Origin of the sequence: Arthrobacter sp. 9E16, from assembly GCF_002929435.1 — a bacterium.
Classification (GTDB): domain Bacteria; phylum Actinomycetota; class Actinomycetes; order Actinomycetales; family Micrococcaceae; genus Arthrobacter_B; species Arthrobacter_B sunyaminii.
Window position 1 is genome coordinate 621,984 of the sequence record NZ_PJIU01000003.1, and the last position, 25,385, is coordinate 647,368.

General features: G+C 64.5%; 24 protein-coding genes and 2 tRNA genes. 20 read left to right on the plus strand and 6 right to left on the minus strand.

Annotated elements, in window-relative coordinates:
* Window position 1 precedes the first annotated feature (1 nt).
* From CXR00_RS15070 to CXR00_RS15110, 9 genes are all read left to right on the plus strand, one after another.
* A tRNA-Asn gene (locus tag CXR00_RS15070) sits at window positions 2-74 on the plus strand.
* Window positions 75-333: 259 nt separating this feature from the next.
* On the plus strand, window positions 334-1,503 hold the full coding sequence (locus CXR00_RS15075; protein ID WP_104055335.1) for an NADP-dependent malic enzyme: 1,170 nt from the start codon (window positions 334-336) through the stop codon (window positions 1,501-1,503).
* A 207-nt stretch (window positions 1,504-1,710) separates the two neighbouring features.
* The gene (locus CXR00_RS15080; RefSeq protein ID WP_104055336.1) at window positions 1,711-3,147 is read left to right on the plus strand and encodes a sugar porter family MFS transporter; all 1,437 of its coding nucleotides are present in this window, start codon (window positions 1,711-1,713) and stop codon (window positions 3,145-3,147) included.
* 96 nt (window positions 3,148-3,243) lie between these two features.
* Window positions 3,244-4,032: a phage holin family protein gene (locus CXR00_RS15085; RefSeq protein ID WP_181032581.1), complete on the plus strand. Its 789-nt coding sequence runs from the start codon at window positions 3,244-3,246 to the stop codon at window positions 4,030-4,032.
* A gap of 31 nt (window positions 4,033-4,063) precedes the next feature.
* Window positions 4,064-4,684, plus strand: a complete 621-nt coding sequence (locus tag CXR00_RS15090; RefSeq protein ID WP_104055338.1) for a CDP-alcohol phosphatidyltransferase family protein — start codon at window positions 4,064-4,066, stop codon at window positions 4,682-4,684.
* Window positions 4,684-5,625, plus strand: a complete 942-nt coding sequence (locus tag CXR00_RS15095) for a DMT family transporter (protein WP_104055339.1) — start codon at window positions 4,684-4,686, stop codon at window positions 5,623-5,625. The genes CXR00_RS15090 and CXR00_RS15095 overlap by 1 nt, the downstream gene beginning before the upstream one ends.
* Entirely contained in the window at window positions 5,622-6,821 is a 1,200-nt protein-coding gene (locus CXR00_RS15100) for a glycosyltransferase (RefSeq protein WP_104055340.1), read from the plus strand. The genes CXR00_RS15095 and CXR00_RS15100 overlap by 4 nt, the downstream gene beginning before the upstream one ends.
* A 99-nt stretch (window positions 6,822-6,920) precedes the next feature.
* A tRNA-Ile gene (locus CXR00_RS15105) sits at window positions 6,921-6,994 on the plus strand.
* A 215-nt stretch (window positions 6,995-7,209) separates the two neighbouring features.
* Window positions 7,210-8,394, plus strand: a complete 1,185-nt coding sequence (locus CXR00_RS15110; protein ID WP_104055341.1) for an acyl-CoA dehydrogenase family protein — start codon at window positions 7,210-7,212, stop codon at window positions 8,392-8,394.
* A gap of 142 nt (window positions 8,395-8,536) precedes the next feature.
* On the opposite strand, the gene CXR00_RS15115 is transcribed toward CXR00_RS15110, so the two are convergent.
* Complete coding sequence (locus CXR00_RS15115) at window positions 8,537-9,058, minus strand: murein hydrolase activator EnvC (RefSeq protein WP_258060513.1); 522 nt, start codon at window positions 9,056-9,058, stop codon at window positions 8,537-8,539.
* 484 nt (window positions 9,059-9,542) lie between these two features.
* Between CXR00_RS15115 and rpsB the strand changes: the two genes are divergently transcribed.
* The 6 genes from rpsB (at window position 9,543) to CXR00_RS15145 (ending at window position 14,783) form a co-directional block, all read left to right on the plus strand.
* Window positions 9,543-10,412 carry a 30S ribosomal protein S2 gene (rpsB, locus tag CXR00_RS15120; protein WP_104055573.1) on the plus strand — a complete coding sequence of 290 codons (870 nt, stop codon included), beginning with the start codon at window positions 9,543-9,545 and terminating at the stop codon, window positions 10,410-10,412.
* A gap of 135 nt (window positions 10,413-10,547) precedes the next feature.
* Window positions 10,548-11,387, plus strand: a complete 840-nt coding sequence (gene tsf / locus CXR00_RS15125; RefSeq protein WP_104055343.1) for a translation elongation factor Ts — start codon at window positions 10,548-10,550, stop codon at window positions 11,385-11,387.
* A gap of 135 nt (window positions 11,388-11,522) precedes the next feature.
* Window positions 11,523-12,254 carry a UMP kinase gene (pyrH, locus tag CXR00_RS15130; RefSeq protein ID WP_104055344.1) on the plus strand — a complete coding sequence of 244 codons (732 nt, stop codon included), beginning with the start codon at window positions 11,523-11,525 and terminating at the stop codon, window positions 12,252-12,254.
* A 284-nt stretch (window positions 12,255-12,538) separates the two neighbouring features.
* Window positions 12,539-13,096 (plus strand): ribosome recycling factor, encoded by a 558-nt coding sequence (gene frr, locus CXR00_RS15135; RefSeq protein ID WP_104055345.1) that lies wholly within the window; start codon window positions 12,539-12,541, stop codon window positions 13,094-13,096.
* Window positions 13,097-13,170: 74 nt separating this feature from the next.
* A complete protein-coding gene (locus CXR00_RS15140; RefSeq protein ID WP_237685406.1) occupies window positions 13,171-14,070 on the plus strand; it encodes a phosphatidate cytidylyltransferase in 900 nt (299 codons plus the stop codon).
* A 134-nt stretch (window positions 14,071-14,204) separates the two neighbouring features.
* On the plus strand, window positions 14,205-14,783 hold the full coding sequence (locus CXR00_RS15145; protein WP_104055347.1) for a DivIVA domain-containing protein: 579 nt from the start codon (window positions 14,205-14,207) through the stop codon (window positions 14,781-14,783).
* Window positions 14,784-14,830: 47 nt separating this feature from the next.
* Here CXR00_RS15145 and CXR00_RS15150 read toward each other — a convergent pair whose 3' ends face one another.
* Genes CXR00_RS15150 through CXR00_RS15165 form a run of 4 tightly spaced genes read right to left on the minus strand, consistent with a single transcriptional unit; the run spans window position 14,831 to window position 18,746 of the window.
* Window positions 14,831-16,315: a cation acetate symporter gene (locus tag CXR00_RS15150; RefSeq protein WP_104055348.1), complete on the minus strand. Its 1,485-nt coding sequence runs from the start codon at window positions 16,313-16,315 to the stop codon at window positions 14,831-14,833.
* A 31-nt stretch (window positions 16,316-16,346) separates the two neighbouring features.
* On the minus strand, window positions 16,347-16,775 hold the full coding sequence (locus CXR00_RS15155; protein WP_258060514.1) for a hypothetical protein: 429 nt from the start codon (window positions 16,773-16,775) through the stop codon (window positions 16,347-16,349).
* Window positions 16,772-17,524 carry a LytTR family DNA-binding domain-containing protein gene (locus CXR00_RS15160; RefSeq protein WP_104055349.1) on the minus strand — a complete coding sequence of 251 codons (753 nt, stop codon included), beginning with the start codon at window positions 17,522-17,524 and terminating at the stop codon, window positions 16,772-16,774. Before CXR00_RS15160 ends, CXR00_RS15155 begins: the two co-directional genes overlap by 4 nt.
* Window positions 17,525-17,534: 10 nt before the next feature.
* Complete coding sequence (locus CXR00_RS15165; RefSeq protein WP_104055350.1) at window positions 17,535-18,746, minus strand: sensor histidine kinase; 1,212 nt, start codon at window positions 18,744-18,746, stop codon at window positions 17,535-17,537.
* A gap of 222 nt (window positions 18,747-18,968) precedes the next feature.
* Here CXR00_RS15165 and CXR00_RS15170 point away from each other — a divergent pair, with 222 nt between their 5' ends.
* Entirely contained in the window at window positions 18,969-19,340 is a 372-nt protein-coding gene (locus CXR00_RS15170) for a DUF485 domain-containing protein (RefSeq protein WP_104055351.1), read from the plus strand.
* Window positions 19,337-20,962: a cation acetate symporter gene (locus CXR00_RS15175; RefSeq protein WP_104055352.1), complete on the plus strand. Its 1,626-nt coding sequence runs from the start codon at window positions 19,337-19,339 to the stop codon at window positions 20,960-20,962. Before CXR00_RS15170 ends, CXR00_RS15175 begins: the two co-directional genes overlap by 4 nt.
* Window positions 20,963-21,034: 72 nt before the next feature.
* Here CXR00_RS15175 and CXR00_RS15180 read toward each other — a convergent pair whose 3' ends face one another.
* On the minus strand, window positions 21,035-21,508 hold the full coding sequence (locus CXR00_RS15180; protein WP_104055353.1) for an Lrp/AsnC family transcriptional regulator: 474 nt from the start codon (window positions 21,506-21,508) through the stop codon (window positions 21,035-21,037).
* Between the two features lie 184 nt (window positions 21,509-21,692).
* Between CXR00_RS15180 and pdhA the strand changes: the two genes are divergently transcribed.
* The 3 genes from pdhA to CXR00_RS15195 are packed head-to-tail and all read left to right on the plus strand — an operon-like array spanning window position 21,693 to window position 25,374.
* Window positions 21,693-22,856, plus strand: coding sequence for a pyruvate dehydrogenase (acetyl-transferring) E1 component subunit alpha (pdhA, locus tag CXR00_RS15185; protein WP_258060541.1), 1,164 nt, complete (start codon window positions 21,693-21,695; stop codon window positions 22,854-22,856).
* Entirely contained in the window at window positions 22,853-23,890 is a 1,038-nt protein-coding gene (locus CXR00_RS15190) for an alpha-ketoacid dehydrogenase subunit beta (RefSeq protein ID WP_104055355.1), read from the plus strand. The genes pdhA and CXR00_RS15190 overlap by 4 nt, the downstream gene beginning before the upstream one ends.
* Complete coding sequence (locus CXR00_RS15195; RefSeq protein ID WP_104055356.1) at window positions 23,887-25,374, plus strand: dihydrolipoamide acetyltransferase family protein; 1,488 nt, start codon at window positions 23,887-23,889, stop codon at window positions 25,372-25,374. Before CXR00_RS15190 ends, CXR00_RS15195 begins: the two co-directional genes overlap by 4 nt.
* Window positions 25,375-25,385: the final 11 nt, after the last annotated feature.

Here is a 25,385-nt window from a genome sequence, read left to right on the forward strand (position 1 = left end):
TTCCTCCGTAGCTCAATTGGCAGAGCATTCGACTGTTAATCGAAGGGTTACTGGTTCAAGTCCAGTCGGAGGAGCAAGAGACCCCCTGTGAGGCTGAAAATGCCTCACAGGGGGTCATTTTTTATATCTTCGGCGGTTACACTGAGCCGGTAGTTTGCCGACGACGGCCAGTCCCGGACATTCCCCGGGGACCGCCACCGGCCTGCGGCAGGCAAAATATCCTGTTGCCTCGAATCCGGATTTCAGGTCCGGATTCCCGCCGTGAGCACCCCCGGGTTCTATCCCGCCGGCTGTCTCACTGCCTTTTCCGGCAATCTCGCCAGGAGACTCGTCATGACAGCACACGCACACGCCCGGCAGCCCATCAGCACCGGGGACATCTTTGGTTCGCATGAGGGCGACAAGCTATCCGTTGAATCACGGCTTCCGCTGGACAGCATCCGGAACCTGTCCATCGCCTACACCCCCGGAGTCGCCGAGGTGAGCCGGGCGATCGCCGCAGATCCCGGACTGGCGGACACCTTTACCTGGGCCTCCCGGCTGGTGGTTGTGGTCAGCGACGGTACGGCGGTGCTGGGGCTCGGGAACATCGGTCCCTCTGCTTCCCTGCCGGTGATGGAGGGAAAATCTGCACTGTTCAAAGCCTTTGGCAGGCTAAATTCCATCCCGCTGGTTCTAAACACCACCAACGTTGATGAAATTGTCGAAACGCTGGTGCGGCTGCGGCCCAGCTACGGTGCCGTGAACCTCGAAGACATTGCCGCACCGCGCTGCTTTGAGTTGGAGCAACGGCTCATCGAAGCCCTGGACTGCCCCGTCATGCATGATGATCAGCACGGCACCGCGATCGTGGTTCTCGCCGCTCTGCGCAATGCTGCGCGCGTCGTCGACCGCCCGCTGGAGGGCCTGCGGGTAGTTATCTCAGGCGCCGGCGCCGCGGGAGTCGCCTGCGCCAACATCTTGCTGGAGGCCGGCATCCGGGACGTTGTGGTACTCGATTCGCGCGGGATCCTCTCTGAGCGACGAACGGATCTCACCGGGGTCAAGGCTGAGCTGGCCGCCAGCACCAACCCCCGCGGGGTGGACGGCACAGCCGCCGAAGCCCTCAAAGATGCGGACGTCTTTATCGGAGTGTCCTCCGGCACAGTCGATGAGACTGTACTGGCCACCATGGCCGCGGATGCGGTGATATTTGCGCTTTCCAATCCCAATCCGGAAGTCCATCCCGAGGTGGCCGCGCGTTACGCTGCGGTGGTTGCCACCGGTCGCAGTGACTTCCCGAACCAGATTAATAACGTGCTGGCCTTTCCCGGGGTGTTCCGCGGTGCCCTGGACAGCGGCGCGCGGCGAATCACTTCGGCCATGAAAGTGGCTGCTGCTGCGGCTATTGCTGACCTGGTGGGAGCCGAGCTAACCGCCCGCTGCATTGTTCCCAGCCCGTTGGACCCCCGTGTTGCTCCGGCCGTCGCGGCAGCGGTAGCTGCCGCTGCCCGGGACAGCTAGCCGGACGGACCGCCCTGTCGGAGGCCGCCGCACGGAACCGCCGGCAATCCCCATGTCTGCCCTGGAGGTTGTGGAATTCTGTGCTGAGAATGGGTCTGCCTTCCGCGCTGTTCCCACGTAGGCCTTCCGTGCCTAGGGTTATGCGTAGGATTAGTAGGTTTGGGGCGGGACTTCACATAACTATTACGAGAGACAGAGGAACCTTCCATGGGCGCAAGCCAGCCAGGGCCTAATCCGGGCGAATCCGAGAAGGTGGCCCACCCGTTTAAGGTGATCGCAGTTACGGTGGCGGCAGCAGTGGGCGGCCTGCTGTTTGGCTTTGACACCGCGGTCATCAACGGTGCTGTGGACGCAATCGGCGAAGAATTCACCCTGAGCCCGGGTGTCCTGGGCTTCACGGTGGCCATCACCCTTCTCGGCTGCGCCGTGGGCGCCTGGTTCGCCGGCCAGCTGGCGGACAGACTGGGACGCAAGAAGGTCATGGTGGCTGCGGCGATACTCTTTGCCGCCAACTCAGTGGGATCCGCCTACGCCTTCAGTGAGTGGGACTTGATGTGGTGGCGCCTTGTCGGCGGCCTCGCCATCGGCACGGCTTCGGTCATTGCACCCGGATACATCGCAGAGGTCGCCCCGAGCAAATGGCGCGGGGCGCTGGGATCCGTCCAGCAGCTGGCGATCACCCTCGGCATCTTTGCCGCGCTGCTGTCCGACGCGTTCCTTGCCGATTCGGCGGGCAGCGCTCTCGGAGAGCTTTGGTGGGGACTGGCCGCCTGGCGGTGGATGCTGCTGGTAGGCGTCTTCCCCGCCATTGTTTACGGGGTGCTGGCCCTGACCATTCCCGAATCCCCGCAGTACCTTGTGCGCCACAACCGGGACGAGGACGCCGCACGGGTGCTGCGCACCGTCTCCGGGGTGCAGGACACTGACCGGAAAATCCGGCAGATTCGCCAGAGCTTCAACACCGAAAAACCCACGTTCAAGGATCTGCGCGGCCCGAAGTTCGGACTCCAGCCTATTCTCTGGGTGGGCATGGCCATTGCCGCATTCCAGCAGCTGGTGGGTATCAACGCCATCTTCTACTACTCGACGACGCTGTGGAAGTCCGTGGGATTCAGCGAAAGCGACTCGTTCACGACGTCGGTTATCACTTCCGTTATCAACGTTGTCATGACCATCGTGGCCATTGCCTTCGTTGACAGGATCGGTCGCCGTAAGCTGCTGATGGTTGGTTCCGCGGGCATGTTCGTGGGCCTTCTGATGGCAACGGTCTCCTTCTCCCAGGCCGAAGGTATTGGCGACAGCGTGGAACTGACCGGTATTTGGGGACCCGTGGCGCTCGTGGGCGCGAACCTCTTCGTCATCTTCTTTGCCGCTACCTGGGGACCGGTCATGTGGGTCACCCTCGGCGAGGTCTTCCCGAACAACATCCGCTCGCTGGCCCTTGGACTGGGAGCGATGGTCAACTGGATCTTCAACTTCATAGTCACCCTTTCCTTCCCCTGGGTGAGCGACAACTTTGGGGTCTGGATCATGTACGCCATCTTCACCATCTTTGCCGTGATCTCGTTCTGGTTCGTCAAGACAAAGCTGCCGGAGTTCTCGGGCCGGGACCTCGAAGATCGGGAAGGTCTGGAAACCACGTAGGCGGGTTCCCCCTGTTCACAATGTGAAAGGTGAGGACAATGGTAATTTTGGGTAATGGCAACGGCGAAGAATAATCAGGGGACGGAGGCTGGGCGCATGAAACGCTCCGCTAGTACAAGAAGGACCGCAGGGAACTCCTCGCTGGTCGGTTTAGCGAAAGTAATGGCCCGGCTGACCCCCCGCCAGCTGACGGACGAGCTTGGTTTGGCCACTGCCGAAATGAAGCAGAAGGGCATCAAGGCCGGAATCGCCGCAGCATTCATGGTGATTGCGCTGCTCTTTATCGCCGGTCTGGCCGTTGCGCTGGTTGTCGCCGCGATCCTTGGCCTGGGCACCATCATGCCGGGGTGGCTTGCCGCGCTGCTGGTGGCCCTGCTGTTCCTGATCATCGCCGCAGTGGGTGGTTTGGTCGGATACAGCCGGTTCAAGAAGACCCTGCCGCTGCTTCCCGAGGAAGCCATCTATGGCCTTCGGTATGACCTTGGGGTCCTCAAGGAAGGACGCAGCTTCGACCCGGCCACGCTGGAGAAGAAACCTGCGGAGCCCAAGGACAAGAACAAGGACAAAGACAAGAAGAAGAACGACGACGACGCCCCCAAGCAGGCCACGCCCGAGGAACTGCGCACCCGCACCCGGCAGCGCCGCGAGCACATGGCCGCCGTCCGGGATGGGCTGGGCGAGAAAGCCGACGTCAAGGAACAGATCCGGGAGCTCAAGGCGCGCCGCGCCGCTCAGCACCGCAGCTCCGGCACCGACGGGCAGGGCGCCGGGTCGTCCAGCGACGAAATCATGGCCCTGATCAAGGAACGCTGGCAGCCGCTGACGGTGCTGGCGGCATCACTGCTGGCCATGGTCATCATGATGCGCAGGCTCTCGCAAAAATAGGTCCCATCATCGCTGACAAGGGGAGTGGGCCGTGATCAGAGTGATCGGTGCGGGAACGCGTCCGGGCCGTGCGCCAGCGGAACTGGACACCTTCTGGACCCTTCCGAACCTGATCACGGTCCTCCGCTTTCTCGGAGTGCCGCTGTTTGTCTGGTTCATCGTCCGTGACGAGTACGGGCCGGCGTTCATCACCCTCGTGACCGTGGGGTCCACCGACTGGGTGGACGGATATCTGGCGCGCCGGCTGGGGCAGGTGTCCCGGGTGGGCAAATGGCTGGACCCGGTGGCTGACCGTCTGGCCCTGATCGTTGTTGCAGTGACTTTCGTGGTGGACGGAATTGCGCCGTCATGGCTGGTCCTTGCCATCGTGATTCCGGACGCCGTCCTCATCATTAACGCCCTCGTGCTGTTCCGGGGCAGTCCCAATCTCCCCGTAAGCAACATCGGCAAGGTACGGACTGCCCTGCTTCTGCTCGGCGCCCCGATGCTGCTGCTCCAGCGGGTCCAGGGATTCGATTACGCCTGGCTGTCCGCGGCGGGGACGGCCGTGCTTCTGCTCGGCTGCATTGGCCACATTCTTGCAGCGGCAGGTTATCTGCGCGCGTCCTGGCATAAGCATGCCCTGGAACGCGCTGCGGCCGGGACCGGCTAATGGTCGGCATCGCCATCACGTGTGCCCTGGCCAGCGCGGTGTTCCTGGCTTTTGGTGCCCAGCGCCAGGGAAGCGCGGTCAGCGCCGACACGGGCGGACTGGAGCTGCAGTCTTCGCAGCTGCTGCGGCTGCTGCGCAATCCCCGCTGGCTGCTGGGACTGTTCCTGCTGGGGGTGGGTACCGCCCTGAATGTCACTGCGCTGACACTGGCTCCGCTGACCGTGGTCCAGCCCATCGGCTCCATCGCGCTGGTGATCACCACCATCGTAAATTCCAGGGACCAGGGCCTGCGGATGAACCGCATTACCGTCGTCTCAATCGTGGCGTGCGTGGTGGGCAGCGCCCTGTTTGTCTCCCTCGCCGTCGGCGTCACCCGGGACCAGCAGGAGGTGCGGCCCGCACAGGAGCTGACCATCGTGTTGATCCTCGCGGTGGCAGTCGTGTTCTTCGGCACACTGAATGCACTGTTCGGGCGGCGGATCGGCGCCATCGGCTTCATCGTGGGCGCCGGAGTCCTGTTCGGTTTTGTGGCGGTACTGACCAAGGTCATTGCGGCGGATCTGCTGAATCCCAACGGCCGGTTCCTGTTCAACGTCCCGTGGTACACGCTTCTGGGCATCGCCGTCGCCGGCGGGCTCGGGGCCTGGTTTGTGCAAAGCGCCTACTCCAGCGGCCCGCCGGATCTTGTGATTGCCGGGCTGACGGTGATCGATCCGATGGTGGGCATCGCCATCGGCATCGGAGTGCTTCATGAACTGGTGCCCGATGTACCTGCTGTTGCGGCCGTTGCCATGGGGGTCGCAGCTTTGATTGCTATCGTGGGGGTCGTTGCCCTGTCCCGGTACCATCCGGATGTCATTCAAAGGCGGGCAGAGGCACGGCGCCGGCAAAAGCAAGGTGCCGCAAAAACTTCGAAAGACCAAAAGAGGGGCTCCCTGTGACCGACGACGCATCGGCCGACAAACCGCTGACCATCCTCATTGCGTGCGACACCTACCCGCCGCACCTGAACGGTGCCGCCCAGTTCGGCTACCGGCTGGCGCGCGGATTGAACGGACGCGGCCATGACGTGCACGTTCTCGCGCCTAACGACGTCGACGGCGGCAGCCGCAGCGACCTGGACGGAGAGTGGCCCGTGCACCGGCTCCGGTCCCACGGTGTCCCCACCCACGAGTACTGGCGCATCTGCCTGCCGTGGGAGATCAAAAAGGAAATCAGCCTGCTCTTCGACCGGGTGCAGCCCGATGTGGTCCATATCCAGTGCCATTACATGGTGGGGGAGTACACGCTGTACGAGGCGGAAAAGCGGGGTATCCGCGTCATTGCCACCAACCACTTCATGCCCGCAAACCTCGACCCTTTCCTGCCGTTCCCCCGCTGGTTCAAGGACATCGTTGCCAAGAACTCCTGGAAGGACATGGGCAAGGTCATGGGCCGTGCCGCGGTTGTCACCACCCCGACGCCGCTGGCTGCGAAGGCCATGCATGACCATGCCTTCCTGTCCGACGTGCTGCCCCTGTCCAACGGCATCGATGCATCGGTCTACGAACTGCAGCCCGGCGAGACAATCGAACCGCACGAACACCCCACCGTGCTTTTTGTTGGCCGATTGGCGGAGGAAAAGCACGTTGACGTGCTGATCGATGCCGTGGCGAAGGTGCCGGCCCATTTGAACGTCCGCGCCGACATTATTGGCGGCGGCGAGGTCAAAAGCAGTCTGCAGGCGCAGGTGAAGCGGCTGGGACTGGAGGGCAGGGTGGTCTTCCACGGCCTGGTTTCCGACGCTGACCTGCGGCGGGCCTATCAGCGGGCCGATGTGTTCGTCATGCCCGGGACCGCTGAACTTCAGTCGCTGGTGACCCTTGAGGCGATGTCGGCGTCCACCCCGGTACTGCTGGCCGATGCGATGGCACTGCCGCACCTCGTGGACCCGGGGCGCAACGGTTACCTGTTTGAACCAGGCAACAGCGATGAACTCAGCGACCGGCTGACATCCATCCTCGAACTGGACTCCGCCGAGCGGGCCGCAATGGGCGCGCACAGCCGCTCGATGGTGGAGCGCCACAGCCTGGACGCCACATTGTCCACCTTTGAGGACCTGTACTACGGGCGGCCTCTAAGCCAGGGAACCCTCTAGTTCGCCGTGTGTCCCTTCCGCCTGATTGGTGGGAGGGACATGCCTGCCACTAGGATGTCCATGTTGCGTTCGTCGCAGCACTGCCCTTGTGGGCGTCGAGGGGCTGTAGCTCAGCTGGTCAGAGCAGCGGACTCATAATCCGTGGGTCGTGGGTTCAAGCCCCACCAGCCCTACTTGTGTGATGAGTCGAGACATCGTTCACGGATGAGTCGCGACATAGGTAACACCCCGGTCTTCGGACCGGGGTGTTTTCTTTTGCACCGCAGGCCGGCAGTCCTGTCCCCGCAGAAGGCAATCGTGTTGTACATCATGTTACTGATGGGTAACATGGATGAGACCGGCTTCACAGCCTACAGATCACTGATGATCAGCAGCGAAGGATATTTCCATGGCAACTATCGACGTCGACAATCTCCCGTACGCGGACGGCGACTTCTACGCATTTGAAGAGCTCCTCTCGGACAAGGAGCGGGACCGCCTCCTTGAGGTCCGCGCCTGGTTGAAGGCAGAGGTCACTCCGCACGCTGCGGACTGGTGGAATGCCGGTGAATTCCCGCACCACATGATCCCGAAAATCGCCGAGCTGGACGTCATGAGCCCGGTTTACCGCCAGGGCCACTCCAACCTCTTCGCAGGTCTCTGCCACGCCGAGTTCACCCGTGCCGACACCTCCTTTGCAACATTCCTGGGCGTGCACGACGGCCTATTCACCGGCTCCATCGAAGCGCTGGCTTCAGAGGAGCAGAAGGCTGCCTGGCTGCCCGACATCTATGCGATGAAGAAGATCGGCGCCTTCGGACTGACCGAGCCGCTGGGCGGCTCCGATGTTGCCGGCGGTACCCGCACCACGGCCCGCCGCGACGGCGACAACTGGATTCTGAACGGCGAAAAGCGCTGGATCGGCAACGCCACGTTCTCCGACTGGGTGGTCATCTACGCCCGCGACGTTGCAGACAACCAGGTCAAGGGCTTCCTCGTGGACACCAAGACCGAGGGCTACAGCGCCACCAAGATCGAGAACAAGATTGCCCTTCGCACGGTGCAGAATGCCGATATTGTCCTGGACAACGTGGTGGTTAGCGATGACTTCCACCTGAAGGGAGCCAACAGCTTCAAGGACACCAACAAGGTCCTCAAGGTCACCCGGCTTGCCGTGGCATGGCAGGCTGTGGGCCAGCAAATGGCCGCCTTCGATGTGGCCCGCAAGTACGCCGTGGAGCGTCAGCAGTTCGGTAAGCCGCTTGCGTCCTTCCAGCTCGTCCAGGAGCAGCTCGTCAAGATCCTGGGAAACACCGTCAGCTCCATGGGCATGATGGTCCGTTTGGCGCAGCTGGAAGACCTGGGCCGGGCAAAGGATGAACAGTCCGCGCTGGCCAAGGCCTTCACAACGGCACGCATGCGCGAGTCGGTGGCGCTGGGCCGCAGCATCCTCGGCGGAAACGGAATCGTTACGGACTACGGAATGGCCAAGATCTTCGCCGATGCCGAAGCGATCTACTCCTACGAAGGAACGTACGAGATCAACACGCTGGTCACCGGCCGTGCCATCACCGGGGTAGCCGCGTTCGTCTAAAGGCCGATGCTGCGGGTGGTCCGGGGCCGGGGTCTTCCGCCGGGAAATCTCCCGGCCTGGCGCTGTACCTGACGTGTGGTCAGTCCTTCCGGGGGCTGGCCACACTGCGTTAACGGATCAGTCCTCCCTCGAAGCGGACCGGTCAGGGGCCCCGCTGCAGCGGCAGCAGCACTGAAGGTCTGCGGTCCGTCACGTAGATCAGCGGATTGACGTACTCGCCGTTCAGCCGCACGCCCCAGTGCAGGCAGGACACCGCGCAGTGGCCCGGAGGAAGTGCCTCCGCCAGTACGCCGATAACCTCGCCTTCAGTGACCGAGTCCCCGGCGGACACGGAAGCGTCCACCGGTTCAAAGCTCGCCAGCAACCCTTCGCCCATATCAACCGTCATGACCGGCCGGTTCACCACCCAGCCGGCAAAGACCACGGTCCCTGCAGACGGGCTGAGGATCTGCGCCCCGGGCAGTGCCGCGAGGTCAGCTCCTCGGTGACCGGCCAGCCAGCGCTGCGGCGGCGCCAGGAAAGCCCGGATAACCTGCGGGGCAGGGGAGAGGGGCCAGCTCCACGCAGGCTCGTAGGCTGTCGTGGCGACGCGGGAGGCGCCGGCCCGGGGTTCTGCAGCCGGCATCGGAAGGCTCAGTGCTTGGGCCGGCATCGAGGCGGACACGGGCAGTATGAGAAGAGCAACCAGTAAGCTGCAGCGCCGGGATCGAGTGATCATGCCCCATCATGAACCGGCGGCCAGGCGCCGTCGGGGGCTTTCTGGGCGGCGGTGGAAAACCCTGCCGCTCCGGCCGCGGTGCCGGCTCTTGGGGAGGACCGAACGTCCCCGTAGCTGGTGTATAGTTGACGAAGCAGTTTGCTGTGCCATGTTCCCTGCCCGCAGGGGGGATGCCGCCCGTGTTTCACCGAAACGCAAGCGCGTGTCCGGCACTGGAATCTGACTACGCGTGCCCCAATTATCCCGACCTTTCCCATGGAAAAGCCGGGGTGCCTCTCCATCGGTCCGGTAAGCCGGCAGGAGATGCATGCTGTTCCAGCTGATGGGCACCAGGAGCTTCGCCCGCCCGGGTGTACAGCTATCAACCGTCAATTGGCAGCAGGGAACACGTGCTTCGGCACGCCGATCCGCTGCCGGAAGGAGTGACGACATGCCCGTCGTTACAATGCGCCAGCTGCTCGACAGCGGCGTCCACTTTGGACACCAGACCCGTCGCTGGAACCCGAAGATGAAGCGTTTCATCTTCACCGAGCGCAACGGCATCTACATCATCGACCTCCAGCAGTCGCTGTCCTACATCGACCGCGCCTACGAATTCGTCAAGGCCACCGTTGCCCACGGCGGAACCGTACTGTTTGTCGGTACCAAGAAGCAGGCTCAGGAAGCCATCGCCGAGCAGGCCACCCGTGTTGGCCAGCCGTACGTGAACCAGCGCTGGCTCGGCGGTATGCTCACCAACTTCCAGACCGTTGCCAAGCGCATCCAGCGTCTGAAGGAACTCGAAGAGATCGACTTCGACGACGTTGCCGGCTCCGGCCACACCAAGAAGGAACTGCTGCTGCTGAAGCGCGAGCTCACCAAGCTGCAGACCAACCTCGGCGGCATCCGCAACCTGACCAAGGCTCCGTCCGTGGTCTGGATCGTTGATACCCAGAAGGAACACCTCGCCATTGACGAGGCCAAGAAGCTGAACATCCCCGTTGTCGCCATCCTGGACAGCAACTGCGATCCCGATGACGTCGACTTCCCGATCCCGGGCAACGATGACGCCATTCGCTCCGTCAACCTGCTGACTCGCGTTATCGCTGACGCTGTTGCTGAGGGCCTCATCGCCCGCCACAACAAGTCCGGCAACACGGAAGCTGCGGCTGAGCCGCTGGCTGAGTGGGAGCGCGAGCTCCTCGAAGGCGCAGCAGCACCCGCCGCCGAAGCCGCTCCGGCTGAGGCCGCACCGGCTGCTGAAGAAGCTCCGGCCGAGGCCGCTGCCGAAGCTCCCGCCGCGGACGCAACAGAGAAGTAAATAGAAGTTCCTTGGGTTCCGGCTGCCTGCCAGCGGGAACCCAAGGGTATCTGCTGGCGCGGCTGGCCGGAACTTTCCGGCCAGCCGCTCTGGCGGAATCTCACCAAAACTTATAACGGGAGGACTGGAGTCCAAATGGCGAACTACACCGCTGCTGACATCAAGGCACTGCGCGAGCGCACCGGCGCCGGCATGATGGATGTAAAGAAAGCTCTGGACGAGGCCAACGGCGATGCCGACAAGGCCATGGAGCTCATCCGTATCAAGGGCCTCAAGGGCGCAACCAAGCGCGAAGGCCGTTCCACCGCAGAGGGCCTGGTTGCTGCCAAGGTTATCGACGGCACCGTCGGCGTCATGATCGAGCTGAACTGCGAAACTGACTTCGTTGCCAAGTCCGCCAAGTTCATCGAACTGGCCGACAAGGTTCTGGCTGCCGCTGTTGAGTCCGGTGCTGCCGACGCCGAAACCCTCCTCGCCTACAACGTTGACGGCAAGCCGCTGTCCGAGGTTGTTGTCGAAGAAGGCGCAATCCTGGGCGAAAAGGTTGTCGTCCGCCGCGTGGCACGCATCGAGGGCAAGGCCGTTGATGCCTACCTGCACAAGACCTCCAAGGATCTGCCTGCTCAGGTTGGCGTCCTGTTCGCCGTCGACGGCGACAGCGATGCTGCCAAGACTGCTGCACATGACATCGCCGTGCACACCGCTGCTTACGCTCCCACCTACCTGACGCGGGACGAAGTCCCCGCCGAGACCGTGGAGAACGAACGCCGCATCGCAGACGAGACGGCACGCGCCGAGGGCAAGCCCGAAGCCGCGCTGACCAAGATCGTCGAAGGCCGCCTGACCGGTTTCTTCAAGGAAATCGTCCTGCTGGACCAGCCGTTCGCGAAGGACGCAAAGAAGACCGTTGCGAAGGTCCTCGAAGAGGCCGGAACCGCACCGTCCGGTTTCGCCCGTTTCCGCGTAGGCGCCTAGCCCACAAGGCACTGGACCTGACGGACACGTCATCATGAGCAAAAGGGGCAGTCACCAAGGTGGCCGCCCCTTTTGTTTGCCCAAAACCTTTCTCAAAATTCTGTACTAAGAACTTTCCTAAGCCCGGGAGGCACCATGGCCCACGTCCTGAAAGACACCGATTTGACGCGACGACGCGTACTGCTCAAGCTGTCCGGGGAAGTCTTCGGCGGAGGGAAGCTGGGTGTCGACCCCGACACGGTGCGCGCCGTAGCCAAGCAGATCGCCGCCACGGTCGGTGAAGTGGAAGTCGCCATCGTTGTGGGCGGGGGAAACTTCTTCCGCGGCGCTGAACTCTCACAGAGCGGCATGGACCGTTCGCGTGCGGACTACATGGGCATGCTGGGCACCGTCATGAACTGCCTGGCTCTGCAGGACTTCTTGGAGCAGGCCGGCGTCGAAACGCGTGTCCAGAGCGCCATCACCATGGGCCAGGTTGCCGAGGCCTACATCCCGCGGCGCGCCATCCGGCACCTGGAAAAGGGCCGCGTGGTGATTTTCGGTGCGGGAGCGGGGCTGCCGTACTTCTCCACCGATACCGTGGCGGCCCAGCGGGCCCTTGAGGTGCACGCCGACGAGGTCCTGATGGCCAAGAGCGGGGTGGACGGTGTCTACACCGCGGACCCCAACAAGGATCCCGAGGCCACCCGCCTGGAAACGCTGACATACGACGACGCCCTGCGCCAGGACATCCGCGTCATGGACCAGACGGCCATGACCATGTGCAAGGACAATGACCTGAACATGGTGGTCTTTGGCATGGAAGGCGAAGGAAACGTCACCCGCGCCATCCGCGGCGAGAAGATCGGCACCGTCGTTTCGAACTAGCGGACCGGGAGCCTGGGGCCGGAGAGGCCTGGAGGAAGGCGGCTTTATTATTCCGGAGGCCGTCCGCGGCCGACGGGATATCGTTGCCGCCGTTCCAGGCCTTGCAGGCCCAGCACCCCTCCGCCTCGCAAGCTCGGTGCAGGGAACCTAAGACCCTTTTGCGCCAGAGGGTCCCCCCTCCGCCTCGCAAGCTCGGTGCAGGGAACCCTGACCCTTTTGGCTTAGGATGAATAAGAGAGCCCAGCCACCATCGCGTGGACATTTTTTGTGTGTTAGGAGACACCATGATCGACGAAACCTTGAAAGAGGCCACCGACAAAATGGACAAGGCGGTGGAAGTGGCCAAGGAGGATTTTTCGACGATCCGCACCGGCCGTGCCACCCCCGCATTGTTCTCGAAGGTTCTGGTGGATTACTACGGATCTCCCACCCAGCTGCAGCAGCTGGCGTCCTTCGCGACACCTGATGCCCGTACCCTGCTGATCACCCCCTATGACGTCACTGCGCTCCGGGCCATTGAGCGGGCGCTGAGCGATTCCGAGGTGGGTGCCAACCCGTCCAACGACGGCAAGGTCATCCGGGTGATCATGCCGGAGCTGACGCAGGACCGCCGCAAGGAATACGTCAAGATCGTGAAGACCAAGGGCGAAGACGCCAAGGTTTCGGTCCGGAACATCCGCCGCAAGGCCAAGGATGCCCTGGACCGCCTGGTCAAGGACGGCGAAATTGGCGAGGACGACGGCGCCCGTGCCGAGAAGGACCTCGATGCGCAGACGAAGGCCCACACCGAGGCCATCGACGATCTGCTCAAGCGCAAGGAAGCCGAGCTGCTCGAGGTCTGATGAGCAACGACCAGCCTCACAGCAAGGCTGGCGGTGCGTCCCTTGAGACTGATCCGGCAGCAAAGGCCACGGACATGAGTGCTACCGAAGGAACCGGTTCCCCTGAACCGGGAAAGCCATCCAAGCGCGGACGGGGCAAGACGCCCAAGGCCCCGGCGAAACCTTCCAAAGCCGGGCGTAACCTGCCCGCCGCCATTGGGGTCGGCGTCGTCCTGCTCGGGGCACTGCTGGCCGGGCTGCTCTTCTTTCCCTTCGCGATCGTAGCCATCGCCACGGTCTTTGCCGCCGTGGGCGTCTGGGAGGTGAGCCGGGCGCTGGAAGTCCGGAGCATCAAGGTGCCCATGGTTCCGGTCCTGGTCGGAACCGTGGCATTGCCCTTTGCTGCCTACTTCGGCGGCAGCGAGGCCTTGGCTTTTGCCCTTGTGGCGTCCGTCGTCGCGCTCCTGCTGTGGCGCACCATCGACACCGCGGACGACGCCGTGCGCAGCATCCTCGCCGGCATTTTCGTGCTGCTCTGGGTGCCCTTCATGCTGAGCTTCGCCATGCTTTTGCTGGGGGAGCCCGGCGGCCAGGTCCGTGTTGCCGTGCTGCTGCTGCTGGTGGTTTCCAACGACACCTTCGGATACCTCGTGGGGGCAATCTTCGGAAAGCACCCGATGGCTCCCAAGATCAGTCCGAAAAAGTCCTGGGAGGGATTTGCGGGCTCGGCCGCCGGCGCCACCGTAGTGGGCATTATTGCTGCGCTCTATTTCCTGGACCAGCCGTGGTGGTTTGGCCTTGTCCTCGCTGTCGCCACGGTTGCCGCGGCAACGGCGGGAGACTTTTCCGAGTCCATGATCAAACGCGAACTCGGCGTCAAGGACATGTCCAACCTGCTGCCCGGGCACGGAGGCATCATGGACAGGCTGGACTCCGTGGTCTTTGCCTCACCCGTGGTCTTCATGCTTTCGGTGCTGCTGGTGCCTGGGGCTTAGCGGCAGCGGATTGATCCGCAGCCATCAGGCACCGGTGGCGGGCCGAACAGGTCCCTGAGGTGCGGCAACGTAGGATAGTGACAGGTTTTCCATCAGTCTCGGCAAGCGGCATGACCACAGAGGAACAGTAAGACATGGACGAAGCGCGGCAGGCCAGCGCCCCTTTCGAGCGTGTGGGGCGTCGGGAATACGGGTACAACACACGCCAGGTTGACGAGTTTCTGGCGAAGGCCCGCAGCTACTACAACGGCGAAAATCCAGCCGCAACGGCCATCACCAGCCGTAACGTCCGGTCCATGGCGTTTGATCCGGCCAAGGCCGGGTACGAACCGCAGGCTGTGGACGCCGCGCTGGACCGGCTCGAAGACGTCTTTGCACAGCGTGAAAGAGATGAGTTGATTCAGGACAAGGGCGAAGAAGCCTGGCTGATGCAGATTGGCCGCACCTCGGCCGTCCTGCGGGGCCGGCTTCACCGGAAGCCCGGGGAACGGTTCCGCCGCCCCAGCCGGCGCAAGGTGCCCAGCTACAACGTGCAGGACGTCGATGCGCTCTGCAACGAACTGCTCGGATACTTTGAAAATGACAAGCCCTTGAGCGTCGACGTGGTGCGGCGTGCCGTCTTCCGCGAGGCCAAAGGCCCCGAAGGGTATGAAGAAACGCAGGTTGACGTGTTCCTTGACCGCGTTGTGGAACTGATGGCGTCGATCGACTAGCTTCGTCTAAAGGGCGGCGGAACGGCCGGTCCGCCGCAGTTCCGTCCTCAGCCCCGGCGCTTAGGGGCATGCGGCCGTTCCGGCGTGTGCAGCCGTGCCAGGATCTTCGCGGCACCCGCAGGTGCGAGGTCCGGCCGCAGCCTGGAGGCCACCACGGTCATCAGAAACGCAGCGGGCACGGTCCAGGCCGCCGGTTGCTCCAGCCACACCGGCACCGGCCCGCCGGCAGTGCCCAGCACGCCGCCGGCCACCATGGCGCCTCCGCACAGCACCGCTCCGGTGACCATGCCCGCCACGGCTCCGGGGGCGGTGAGCCCCCGCCACCAGATGCCCAGCACCAGCAGCGGACACAGGGTTGATGCGGTGAAAGCGAACACCATGCCCACGCTGCCCGCCAGCGCCTGCGAGCTGGTCAGCAGCGCCAGCCCCAGGGGTACGACGGCGGCCAGAACAGCTGAGAGCCGGAACCCGCCGACACTGCCGCGGAAGAGATCCTGGCTGAGCACTCCGGCCAGTGACACTACGAGCCCACTTGTGGTGGACAGGAAGGCCGCAAAAGCCCCCGCCGCAACCAGTGCCGACAGCAGGTCTCCCAGGGCGCCGTCGAACACCCGGCCCGGCAGCAGCAGCACTGTGGAATCCGAACCGCCGGCGGCCAGATCCGGAGTGTAGATGCGGCCGAGCACCCCATAGATGATGGGAAACACGTAGAACAGCGAGAGCAGGCCCAGCACGATCAGAGTGGTCCGCCGGGCCGAGCTTCCATCGGGATTCGTGTAGAAACGCACCAGGACGTGCGGCAGGCCCAGGGTGCCGCAGAGCAGTGCGATGCTCAGCGATATGTTGCGGTAGAGGGACGCATGCGTCTGGGGGTCCAGCGCAGCGGCAAAGGCCGCACCGCCGTCGGTCCAGGGCAAACCTTCGCGGGAAAGCCGAAAGAGGACAAAGAGAACGGGCACCGCGATGGCCACCAGCTTGAGCCAGTACTGGAAGGCCTGGACAAAGGTGATGGAGCGCATTCCGCCGGTCATCACGCTCAGGCAGACCACCACCACCACGGCCACGGATCCCACCCATCCCGGCAGCCCGGTGGTGATCCGGATGGTCAGGGCCGCTCCGTGCAGCTGCGGCACAATGTACAGCCAGCCGACGGCGATCACCAGGAGAGTGGTGATGCGGCGGGCGGGCAGCGATTCGAGCCGGGCCTGGGCAAAGTCGGCGATGGTGTATGCCCCTGACCGGCGCAGCGGTGCGGCTACGAACAGCAGCAGCATCAGGTAGCCGGCCGTGTAGCCGATGGGGAACCAGAGGGCATCCACGCCGGAGACCAGGATCAGCCCGGCCACACCCAGGAAGCTCGCGGCGGACAGATACTCGCCGCCGATGGCCGAGGCATTCCACCACGGACGCACGGTGCGGGAGGCAACATAGAAGTCCCCGGTGGTGCGGGAAATGCGCAGCCCGTACACACCGATCAGCAGCGTGGCGGCGGTGACCGCTGCCAGGGCCGCATAGCCTGCCGCCGGGCTCATGCCGCCCGTCCTGGATTAGAAAGCACCGGCATCAGGCGTCATCAACCAAATCCAGGAACCGCTGCTCGTTCCGGGACGCACTGCGGACATACAGTGCACCGCAGATGATCACCAGCGGGTATACACCCACCCCGAGCAGGAACCAGGGCAGCGGGACAGTGAAGAGAGTCAGGCCGGAAACTACCGGGAGGAACGCCAGCAGTACCGGCACGCCCAGCAGGATCACCATGAAACCCCCGCCCACCACCAGCGCGAGCCGCAGCTGGGAACGGATCAGTGAACCGATAAACAGCTCACCCACTTCGGTCTGCTCGTCCAGTTCCCGCGAGACGGTGTAGGGCGCAGCGGAAGCCGGAGCGGACCGCGCAGCTCTCACCCGCACACGCTGAGGTTGTCCACCGGCCGCCGGGGAGGCGTTGGTGGAGGAAGCGGATGTGTCCGCGCCGGGTTCACCGTTCATGAGCGGGCACGCACCCGGCTGGCGGAGAGCGTGCTGCGCACTCCCGGCAGGTGGCGCCTGCTGACCGGCAGTTCGGCGGATCCCACAGTGATGCCGGCGCGGCCGCCGGCTACCCGCACCTGCCGGATGTGCGCACGGGACACCAGATAGGAGCGGTGGATGCGGACAAAACCCGCCTCCGCCCACTGTTCTTCAAGCTCGGTGAGGGGAACCCGGATCAGATAGGACGCAGTGTCCGTGTGGAGCCGGGCGTAATCGCCCTGCGCCTGCACATACAGGATGTCTTCCCGGCGGATGATGCGGGTGGTGCCGCCCTGAACCACCGTGACGACGTCGCTGTCCCCGGCTGCCGCTTCCGCCGCCAGGTCACAGATTCGGCGCACTGATTCAGCCAGGCGCACCGGACGGACCGGCTTGAGCAGGTAGTCCACAGCGGCGAGGTCGAAGGCGGCCAGCGCCTGTGCCTCATCCGCCGTGACAAACACCAGTGCCGGCGGACGTTCCATGGCCCCGAGCACGCGCGCAATATCCAGCCCGGACAACGCCGGCATGTGAATGTCCAGGAACACCGCGTCCACGGCATGGCTTTCCACGAGTTTCAGCGCCTGGGCGCCGCTGGAGGCCCGGTGGATTTCGCCAACCCGGGAATCCTTGCCCAGGAGGAACGCCAGCTCGTTGACGGCAGGCAGTTCATCATCGGCCACAACCACGGAAATCTGCCGGGAACCGGGTTTACCAAGAGCTGACATGTGAATCAGGTTACAAGACCCGGGTGCGGTGGCCCGGCTGCGACTTGGGGATGCGCATGGTAATCAGGGTGCCGGCGCCCGGGGCGGTGTCGATGACCAGCCCGTGATCCTCGCCGTATACCTGGCGCAGTCTGACGTCGACGTTGCGCAGGCCAACGTGGTCGCCCTCCGCATGCCCGGCGAGGACGGACCGCAGATAATCGGGGTCCATGCCTACGCCGTTGTCTTCGACGGTAATGACCGCCATGGCGCCTGCATCCGTGGCCGTGATCGTGATGTGTCCCTCGCCGTCGGCGGCTTCAAGTCCGTGGCGCACCGAATTCTCGACCAGCGGCTGCAGGGACAGGAAGGGGATGACGGTGCCGAGGACCTCCTGGCCGATCTGCAGGCTGATCTTCAGGCGTTCACCGAAACGGGCACGCTCCAGGAGCAGATAGCGGTCGATCGCCTGCAGCTCTTCGGCGACAGTGGTGAAGTTTCCGCTGCGCCGGAACGTATAGCGGGTGAAATCCGCGAACTCCACCACCAGCTCCCGCGCCCGCACCGGATCCGTGGTGATGTAGGAGGCAATCGCGTTGAGCGAGTTGTAGATAAAGTGCGGGCTGATCTGCGCCCGCAGCGCGCGCACCTCCGCCTCCATTAGCAGGGTGCGTGAGGTGTCCAGCTCGGCCAGCTCCATCTGGGCAGCAACCCAGCCGGCCACGTCGTTGGCGGCCCGGACCAGTCCGGCGCTCACAGCGGGCGCAAAAACGGCCAGCGTGCCCACGGTCTGCCGGTTTACCTGCAGCGGGCACAGCAGCAGCTGTCCGGTGTCGTCGTCGAACCCCAGCGTGCGCAGTGATGCGCCGCGGAAGACCCGGGTGCGGCCGCTCTCGAGCACCGCGGCGGAGGCTGCCAGCAGCCGGGCGCGTGAGGCAGGGCCGTCCGGCAGTGTTCCCTCCCAGGCCAGGACGGCAGCCGCGTCGGCAAGGATCAGCGTGTCGCATCCCAGCAGTGCGCGCAGGTGCCGGGCCGCCTTGCCAGCGCCGGAGGCCGTGAGTCCGGTACGCAGATGACGCGAGGCAAGGGTGGCGGTGTGGAGCGCGGCATAGGCGGCCCGTTCAGTATCAGAGCCGAGGTCCCGCTGCGAGCGGCTGAGGCGGTAGCCCAGCGCAGCGATGGCCGCCACCGTGAGCACTGCGAAGGCGCAGATCACGGCGATATCGACGGCGGGGCTGAACATGCCCTTTAGCCTAGCCGCCGGCGCCGGCAGCACCGCTCGCCGCGGCAGGCCGGACCGCTCACCGCAGGGGAATGACCGTTCAGCGAGGCAGCGCCGGAGAATCTGGTGCACCGGCGCCATTCGTAGCAGGGTGATGCTGATCACAATTTGTACGTGCGTGCTGTCCGGAGCCGGTTGTCCCAAGGGGCGGTTGCCGGGACGTGCCCAACTCAAGGAGGAGCGATGGCAAAACAGCAACCCGCCGGATCCGGCGCCCATGCGGCGCCGGTCGATTTCACGGAGGTCCAAAAATCTCCGGAGCTGCAGGAGCTGCGCAAGCGGCAGCGCAGTTTCATTTTCCCGATGGCCGTGGTTTTCCTGCTCTGGTACTTCGCGTACGTGCTGCTGGCGGACTACGCCCACGACTTCATGTCCACCCAGGTCTGGGGCAACATCAACATCGGGCTGATCCTGGGCCTGCTGCAGTTCGTCACAACCTTCGGCATCACCATGTGGTACGTCAGCTACGCCAACCGCCGGATGGACCCCATTGCTGCGGACCTGCGCGAAAAACTTGAGGCCAAGGGCGTCCGCCGTCCGGAGGAGACCAAATGAGCACGGTGAACATCATGGCGGCCGAGGTGTCCGCCGAGGCCGTCCGGGAAACCGGCTGGCTGAATATGCTGATCTTCGGCCTGTTTGTGGCAGTGACACTCATTGTCGTGCTGCGGGCCAGCCGCAACAACAAAACTGCGGCCGATTACTATGCTGCAGGCCGGTCCTTCACCGGACCCCAGAACGGCACTGCCATCGCCGGCGACTACCTGTCCGCGGCGTCCTTCCTGGGCATCGTGGGAGCCATCGCCATCAACGGCTATGACGGCTTCCTCTACTCCATCGGCTTCCTGGTGGCCTGGCTGGTGGCACTGCTCCTGGTGGCCGAAATGCTCCGCAACACCGGCAAGTTCACCATGGCCGACGTGCTGTCCTTCCGCCTGAAGCAGCGCCCGGTCCGGATTGCTGCCGCCATCACCACGCTCGCCGTCTGTTTCTTCTACCTGCTGGCCCAGATGGCCGGCGCCGGCGGGCTGGTCTCCCTGCTGATGGGCATCGACTCAAAGATCGGCCAGTCCCTGGTCATCACCGTGGTTGGCGCCCTGATGATCATCTACGTACTGATCGGCGGCATGAAGGGCACCACCTGGGTGCAGATCATCAAGGCCTGCCTGCTCATTGCCGGCGCCGGCATCATGACCATCTGGGTCCTGGCGATCAATGGTTTCAACCTGTCCGAACTGCTCGGTTCCGCAGTGGAAATGTCCGGCAACCCGGAGCTCCTGAACCCGGGCCTGCAGTACGGCAAGACCGGCACCACCCGCCTGGACTTCGTGTCCCTGGGCATGGCCCTGGTACTGGGAACCGCCGCCCTGCCGCACGTGCTGATGCGTTTCTACACAGTGCCCACGGCCAAGGAAGCCCGCCGCTCCGTGGTGTGGGCCATCTGGCTGATCGGCATCTTCTACCTGTTCACCCTGATCCTGGGCTACGGCGCCGCTGCGCTGATCCCGGCCGAGACCATCACCTCCGCTCCCGGCGGCGTGAACTCTGCGGCCCCGCTGCTGGCGTTCGCCCTCGGCGGCCCGGTGCTGCTGGGACTGATCTCCGCAGTGGCCTTCGCGACCATCCTGGCCGTGGTGGCCGGGCTCACCATCACGGCGGCGGCATCCTTTGCCCATGACATTTACGCCAACGTCATCCGCAAGGGCAAAGTGGACGCGGACGGCGAGGTTAAGGTTGCCCGCCGCACGGTGCTGGTGATCGGCATAGTCTCCATCCTCGGCGGCATCGGCGCCCAGGGGCAGAACGTTGCCTTCCTGGTGGCCCTGGCCTTCGCCGTGGCGGCCAGCGCCAACCTGCCCACCATCCTGTACTCGCTCTACTGGCGCCGCTTCAACACCCAGGGCGCCATCTGGAGCATGTACGGCGGGCTGATCTCGGCCATTGTGCTGATCATTCTGTCGCCGGTCTTCTCCGGTGCCGAGACGTCCATGGTTTCGGGCATCGATATCTCCATCTTCCCGTTGAACAACCCGGGACTGGTTTCCATCCCGCTGGCCTTCTTCCTTGGCTGGCTCGGAACTGTCCTGGGCAAGGACGACGAGTCGCCGCAGAAGCAGGCGGAAATGGAAGTCCGCTCGCTGACCGGCGTCGGCGCGGAAAAGGCAGTGGACCACTAACCCGGTCCGGCCTCAAAACGTTGGGGGGCACCCGGGTTCCGTACTTCGGTACGGAACCCGGGTGTTTTGGGTTCAGGCTCCTGCCTCGCCGCGCTCCAGAAGCGGCGACACCCGGAAGGGAATGAGTTCGCCCATGGCGAGGTTCGTGTCGCAGCGCTCGACGCCGGGGACGGCCAGGATCGCTTTGTTCACCCGGAACAGGTCCTCGGCATCTTCGGCCACCACCCGCAGCAGGATGTCTGCATCGCCCGTCAAACCGTGCGCTTCCACCACCTCGGGGATGCCGGCCAGCTGCGCCGTAATCTCCGCCAGGCGCTGCTGCTGCACATGCACGTGAACAAAGGCCATCAGCGGATAGCCCAGGGCAGCCGGGCTGATCCGGCGCTCAAAGGACAGGAACACCGACTTCTTTTCCAGCTGCGTCAGCCGCGCCTGGACGGTGTTGCGGGAGATGCCGAGGGCGGTGGCCAGCGCAACGACAGTGCGCCGGGGATCCTTTGCCATCGCCAGAAGCAGTCGGGTGTCGGTACTGTCCAGCAGGCGCATAGTGCGAAAGATTAGCACGGGCCGCCAGCGACTCGTAGGGCATAGTGCTCAGCAATAGCGCTGATGGTTGTGCCACCTGATGAGTGTGAGTAGTGTCACACCTATCCGGGCAACGTCGCCCGGGCATCGGTTCGGTCCCGCCACCCCTGGGGCCCAACACGGAAGGATGCGTACCGACGTGTCTCTGCATACTCCTGTTCGCCCCCCACATGATGCCGGCGCCACCGCGGCCGGCCCCTACGTCCAGCTGGTTCGCCCCGACGGCTCCCGGACACCCTCCCCGTACGACCACTGGGTTTCCGATGTCGACGCCGATCAGCTGCGCAGCCTCTATGAGGACATGGTCGTCATCCGCCGGATCGACACGGAGGCCACAGCGCTCCAGCGCCAGGGCCAGCTGGGGCTCTGGCCGCCGCTGCTCGGCCAGGAAGCCGCCCAGATTGGCTCCGCACGCCCCCTTCGCCCCAGCGACTTCGTGTTTGGCAGCTACCGTGAAAACGGCGTTGCCTGGTGCCGCGGCGTGGACCCGGAATCCCTCATGCGTGTCTGGCGCGGCAATGCCGCCGCCGGCTGGGATCCCTTCAGCGTCAACATGGCTCCCACCCAGGTGATCATCGGTGCGCAGGCACTGCATGCCGCCGGTTACGGCATGGGCGTGGTTGCGGACGGAACGGACGACGCCGTCATCACCTATTTCGGTGACGGCGCCACCAGCCAGGGAGACGTGAACGAGGCTATGGTCTTCGCGGCCAGTTTCCACACGCCCGTCGTTTTCTTCTGCTCCAACAACCAGTGGGCCATCTCCGAGCCGGTGGGGCTGCAGGCACAGGTTCCTATCGCCAATCGTGCTCCGGGTTTCGGGATTCCCTCCGTCCGGGTGGACGGCAACGATGTCCTTGCCGTTATGGCGGTGACCCGTGAAGCCCTGGACCGGGCACGCACCGGCGGCGGCCCCAGCTTCATCGAAGCCGTGACTTACCGGATGGGTCCGCATACCACCGCCGACGACCCCACCCGGTACCGTGACGCCGCCGAACTGGAGGAATGGCGTGCCAAAGATCCCATCAGCCGGATCGAAGCGCTGCTGCGGGCCGATGGTCACTTCACCGACGATTTCGCGGCCTCTGTGGCCGCCACGGCTGATGCCGTCGCCGCCGAACTGCGCAGCTCCTGCATCAACATGCCCGCGCCTCCGGCGCTGGACATCTTTGCCCACGTTTACGCCGAGCCCAACTCCTGGCTGGAAACCCAGCGGGCGGACTACGAACGCTACCTCGCCCTGTACGGCGCGGAGGGGGACGGCGGCACCCCGGCGGGGCACGCCGGAGCGAACGGAGAATCAGCATGAGCACCATGACATTTGGCCGGGCCATCAATGCCGGCCTGCGCGCCGCCATGGATGCCGATCCCAAGGTGGTCCTGATGGGTGAAGACATTGGCACCCTGGGCGGAGTCTTCCGTATCACCGACGGGCTCAAGAAGGATTTCGGCGGACAGCGGGTGATCGACACACCGCTGGCGGAATCCGGGATCATGGGAACCGCCGTCGGACTGGCATTCCGCGGCTACCGCCCGGTGGTGGAAATCCAGTTTGACGGGTTCATCTATCCGGCCTTCGACCAGATTGTCTGCCAGGTGGCCAAGATGCACTACCGCAGCCGCGGAACGGTCAACATGCCGCTGACCATCCGGGTGCCGTTTGGCGGCGGCATCGGTTCGCCCGAACACCACTCGGAATCCCCGGAAGCCTATTTCACCCACACCTCGGGCCTGCGCGTTGTCAGCGTGTCCAACCCCCAGGACGCCTACACCATGATCCAGCAGGCCATCGCCTCGAATGATCCGGTGCTGTACTTCGAACCCAAGCGCCGGTACCACGTCAAGGGCGAAGTCAATGAGACGCTCGACGGCGCAATGCCGCTGGGATCGGCACGCGTTGTTGCCCAGGGCACCGACGTCACCCTGGTGACCTACGGTCCGCTGGTCATGACCGCTGTCGACGCGGCGGTGGCAGCCTCGGACGAGGGCGTTTCCGTGGAGGTCATCGACCTGAGGTCGCTGTCGCCGGTGGACTTCGCCACGGTGGAGGCATCCGTCCGCAAAACCGGGCGCCTTGTCATCACCCATGAGGCCGGCCAGTCCGGCGGCGTGGGTGCGGAGATCTCCGCCAGCATTACCGAGCGGTGCTTCGACTATCTTGAACACGCTCCCGTGCGGGTCACCGGCTTCGATGTTCCGTACCCGTCCTCCAAGCTGGAGCACCACCATCTGCCGGACCTGGACCGGATTCTGGACGGCGTGGACCGCGCCATGCGCCGTCCAAACTCGCAGAGTCCGTTCGGTGCTGCCGCCGCTCCCGCACTGGAAGGGGCCGGTCTGTGATCAAGGAATTTTTGCTGCCGGATTTGGGCGAAGGCCTCACCGAGTCTGAAATCGTCAGCTGGCACGTGGCCGTGGGCGACATCGTCACCCTGAATCAGGTCATTGCCGACGTCGAAACCGCCAAGGCCGTGGTGGAACTGCCCTCACCCTATGCCGGAAGGGTTGCCCAGCTGCATGAACAGGCCGGCACCGTGGTGGAGGTGGGCGCACCCATTGTGTCCTTCGAGGTAGCGGGAACCGATACGGGCAACGGAGGCGATGCAGGCAGCAGGGCCGGTGCGTCCGGCGCAACAGCCGAGGGCACTGCTCCTGTCACGTTCTCCCCGGAGGAACCGCAAAAGCGTACGCCCAACCTCGTGGGTTACGGCGCCGTGCCCGAAAGGACCGGCAGGCCGGCCCGCCGGCGCTGGCTGACTGACGGCCAGGCGCAGGCTCCTGCGGCGGCTGCTTCAGCACCCGCGCCGGCGCCCGCTTCGCCGAACGCCGGCGCAGCGGAGCCGAACGTCGTGGCAGAGTCTTCAGTGTCACCGACAGCTGAACGTCCGAGGTCCACCCCTCCGGTGCGCAAACTCGCCCGGGACCTGGGGATTGACCTGGCCGACATCAGCGGAACGGGTCCCCACGGTCTGATCGTCCGCTCCGACGTCACCCGTGCGGCGGAAGAAAACGCAGCCGATGTAGCCGATGTGCTGGGGGATGCGACCCAGCCGAACGTTGGCGCCCGGCTGCTGCCGCCGTCGTCCGCTGACCCGGGTCCGGCGCCCGGGGCCGGAGCGTCCGGCGTACGCGAGGAACGGGTTCCCATTGCCGGGATGCGCAAACACACTGCTGCGGCCATGGTTGCCAGTGCCTTCACCGCTCCGCATGTGACCGTCTTCCTGACCGTTGATGTCACCGAGTCGATGGAGCTGCTGGCACGGCTTCGCGGGCAGAAGACGTTTGAGGGCGTCAAGCTGACCCCGTTGACACTGGCGGCAAAAGCCGTGTGCCTGGCGCTTCAGCGGCATCCGTCGCTGAATTCGCGGTGGGATGAGGCTGCCCGCGACATCGTGCAGTACCGGTACGTGAACCTCGGGATCGCGGCGGCCACGCCGCGCGGACTGATGGTTCCCAATGTCAAGGATGCCCAGGCGCTGGGGCTGCGTGAGCTGGCCGCTGCACTGGGAACGCTGGCGCAGACCGCGAGGGCCGGCAAAACGACGCCGGCGGACCTTTCCGGCGGAACGTTCTCGATTTCCAACGTGGGGGTTTTCGGCATTGATGCCGGTACACCCATCCTCAATCCCGGGGAGGCAGGCATTTTGGCGCTCGGCGCTGTCCGCCAGCAGCCCTGGGTGCATGACGGCGCGCTCGCAGTGCGCCAGGTCATGACCCTCAGCCTGTCCTTTGACCACCGGCTGGTGGACGGCGAACAGGGTGCCCGCTTCCTGAGCGATGTGGGAGCGGTGCTGGAGGAACCGGCGATGGCGCTTGCGCTGATGTAGCTCCGCAGGAC